Here is a 3,345-nt window from a genome sequence, read left to right on the forward strand (position 1 = left end):
ACGGGCGCGGTCCGCAGGGTCGAGATAGCGGTTGCGCGATGACATGGCGAGGCCATCCTTCTCGCGCAGGGTGGGGCCGACAACGATCTCGACCGGCAGGAACAGGTCGGCCGCGACGCGGCGGATTACCTGCACCTGCTGCCAGTCCTTCTCGCCGAAATAGGCGGCATCGGGACGGACCTGGCCCAGGAGCTTGACCACCACCGTCGCGACGCCGCGGTAGTGGCCGGGACGGACCGCGCCCTCAAGCACGACGGACAGGCCGGCAACCTCGACCGAGGTGGCATCGCCGGGCGGATACATCGTGGAGACCTCGGGCAGCCAGGCCAGCGCGCACCCGGCTTCGGCGAGCAGGGCGCAGTCGCGCTCGGGGTCGCGCGGGTAGCGGGTGAAGTCCTCGTTCGGGCCGAACTGGGTGGGGTTGACGAAAATCGACGCCGCAACGACGTGGCCGGCCTCGCGCGCGGCGCGGACGAGCGAGAGATGCCCCTCATGCAGCGCGCCCATGGTCGGCACCAGGGCGAGGCGGGCGCGGCCACCATCCGTCAGCGCCGCGCGGGCGGCGCGGAGATCCGGAACATTGCGGACGATCTGCATGCTGTCTCTCCGTGAACGGCCACGAGTTGCCGGGGGTTTTTGGGCGAAACCGGTCGCGGCGTCCATGCCCGGCAGCGGACATGCGGCATGACGGAAGCGGCGGCGTGACATATTCGTGAAAACATAAACAATCCGCGAGCCAACCGACCGGCAGGAGATGCCGCGCTTTTGAAATGGGCGAACTGCTTATATGTAGCCAGCATGGCACGGCAATCGTCTCCCGCGAAACAGTGGATCCGTCAGGAAATCAGGCTTGGAGGACGGCGCGCGCGGCTCGCGATCGGGCTCGGCATCGCCTCGGTGCTGGTTGCGATCGGGCAGATCGCCTGCGCGGCCGGGTTGCTTGCCGCCGCGATCGCACCGGGGCGGCTGCCGACGGCGCTCCTTGGACTCGGCTTCGTCACCGCCGCCCTGGTGCGGGCCGCGCTGATCGTCGGGCAGGAACACGAGGCGAGCCGGCTCGGCATCGCCGCGCGCCGGCGGCTGCGCAGCGATACGCTGGGACGGCTGATGAGCGCCGGGCCGGGGCTGCTGCGCGGGCGGCATTCGGCAGAACTCTCGATCATCGTCGTCGACCGGATCGAGGCGATGAACGGGCTCCACGGACGCTGGCTTCCTGCGGCGCGGCTCGCCGCGATCGGGCCGGCGCTCGTCGCTCTCGCCGCGGCGATCGCCGACTGGCGCAGCGGTGTGATCCTCGCATGCGCCGGCCTCCTGGTGCCGATGTTCATGGCGATCACCGGAATTGGCACCGGCGTCGCGGCCCGGCGACAGTTCACCGCCATGGCCCGCCTGCAGACCCGCTTCCTGGACCGTGTGCGCGGCATCGCCACCATTGTGCTGGCGGGGCGCGCCGAAACCGAGGCCGCAGCGCTTGGGCGCGCCGCGGACGAACTGCGCCTGCGCACGATGCGCATATTGCGGGTTGCCTTTCTCAACGCCACCGCGCTCGACCTGCTTGCCGCGGCGGCACTGGTTGGAATTGCCATCCGCTTCGCCGGCCCGCTGCTCGCCGGCCAGACGGCGCTGGCGCCGACCGCATTGTTCTGCGTGTTGCTGGTGCCGGAATTCTTCGCGCCGTTCCGCGCCTTCTCGGCCGTGTATCAGGACCGGATGACGGCACAGACCGCGGCCGAAGACCTTGTCGGCCTGCCCGAACCGGCGGTGGCGGCGGTGCCGCCGGACGCGATCCGCAATGTGCCAGCCCAGGGCATCACCATCGCCTTTGAAGGCGTCGGCTTCGCCTGGGACCAGGAACGCGGCCCCGTGCTGCGGGATCTGAGCTTCCAGTTGCCCGCGGGCGAGACGATGATGCTGGTCGGCCCGTCGGGATCGGGGAAATCGACCATCATCGAGCTGCTGCTTGGCTATATCCGGCCGCAATCGGGGCGGATTACGCTGAACGGCGCACCGATCGAGACGATCGTGCCGACAGCGCTCGCCCGCATGACAGCGCTCATCAGCCAGCGGCCGGTGCTGTTCGCCGGGACGATCGAGGAAAACATCCGGCTCGGGCGACCGGAAGCGAGCGAGGCCGAACTGCTGGAGGCGGTGCGCCTTGCGCGCGTGAACGAATTTGCCGAGCGGCTGCCGGAGGGGCTGGCGACGCGGATCGGCGAAGGCGGCTACGGGCTGTCGGGCGGGCAGGCGCAGCGGATCGCCATTGCCCGCGCCTTTCTCAAGGACGCCAGCCTGTTGCTGCTCGACGAACCGACCGCGCAGCTCGATCCGGCGACGGAGCGCGAGGTGGTGGAAAGCCTCAAGCGGCTGGCGATCGGGCGGACCGTGGTGCTGGCCAGCCACGCGGCCTTCGCGCATGAATTCAGCGGCCGCAAGCTCGATCTTGGCGCGGCACAGACCGCGCGGCTCGAGGGGGTGGCGTGATGACGGACTCCGTGCTGGCGCCGCTGCTGCGGGTGATCCTGATCTGGCGGCGGCAGGCGCCGGCGATCGTGTTCGGCGCGCTGGTGGCGCTGGCCTCGCTTGCCGCCGGGATCGCGCTGATGGCGGCGGCCGGCCACTATATCGCCGCCGCCGCGCTCGGCATCACCCTCGCGGTACCGGTGGCGCTGGAGGTGACCGGCGTCGCGCGGGTCGTGCTGCGCTATCTTGAACGGCTGACGACGCATGACGCGACATTCCGCGCGCTGGCGGCGCTGCGGCTCTGGTTCTACCGCGGGCTCGCGCGCAGCGCCGCCGGCGGCCTTGGCTTCCGCCGCTCCGGGGATGTGCTGGCGCGGCTGGTGAACGACATCGAGGCGCTGGACGGCGTGCTGCTGCGCCTGCTGATCCCCCTGCTCGGGGCGGCGATGCTGGTGCCGGTGCTGCTGGTCGCGGTCGCGCGCGACGACGAGACCGCCGCCGCCCTGGTGCTCGTGCTCTTCGCCGTGGTCGCCTTCGTGATGCCGTGGCGGGCAATGCTCGCGGCGCGGGCGGCCGCGGCGGACGAGACCGAGGCGGGCGGCGCATTGCGGGTTTCGGTTCTCGATACGCTGACCGGACTCCGCGAAATCAAGGTCTACGAGGCCGAGGGCCGGATGCTCGCCGGCGTGCAATGGCAGGAATCGCGGCTGTTCCGGGCCGAACGCGACCTCGCCGCGCGCGGAGGGGCGCTCCAGGGCCTCGCGTTTCTGGCCACCCCAGGCGGCACTGCTTGCGGTGCTGCTGATTCATGGCGCGAATCCGGTCGCGGTGGTGGTGGCGGTGTTCGTCGTCGTTGCCGCCTTCGAGGTAGTGGGCGGCATGCCC

General features: G+C 70.7%; 3 protein-coding genes. 2 read left to right on the forward strand and 1 reads right to left on the reverse strand.

All coding sequences use genetic code 11. The features are described 5' to 3' along the window. Nucleotides 1-597 (reverse strand): pantoate--beta-alanine ligase (gene panC, locus APM_RS12360; protein WP_007423716.1); only part of this gene is annotated, 597 nt, incomplete at its 3' end. Between the two features lie 201 nt (nt 598-798). On the opposite strand from panC, the gene cydD reads away from it, so the two are divergent. Together cydD and APM_RS12370 are read left to right on the forward strand one after the other, a co-directional pair. Further along, entirely contained in the window at nt 799-2,481 is a 1,683-nt protein-coding gene (gene cydD, locus APM_RS12365; protein ID WP_007423717.1) for a thiol reductant ABC exporter subunit CydD, read from the forward strand. Further along, on the forward strand, nt 2,481-3,345 hold an 865-nt coding region (locus APM_RS12370), incomplete at its 3' end, for an ABC transporter transmembrane domain-containing protein (RefSeq protein WP_241763153.1). The genes cydD and APM_RS12370, both read left to right, overlap by 1 nt.

The sequence above is a fragment of the Acidiphilium sp. PM genome (assembly GCF_000219295.1).
GTDB lineage: Bacteria > Pseudomonadota > Alphaproteobacteria > Acetobacterales > Acetobacteraceae > Acidiphilium > Acidiphilium multivorum.

Excerpts from the sequence above, each read along its gene's own strand:
- cydD (WP_007423717.1), top strand. The coding sequence starts at position 799 with ATGGCACGGCAATCGTCTCCCGCGAAACAGTGGATCCGTCAGGAAATC.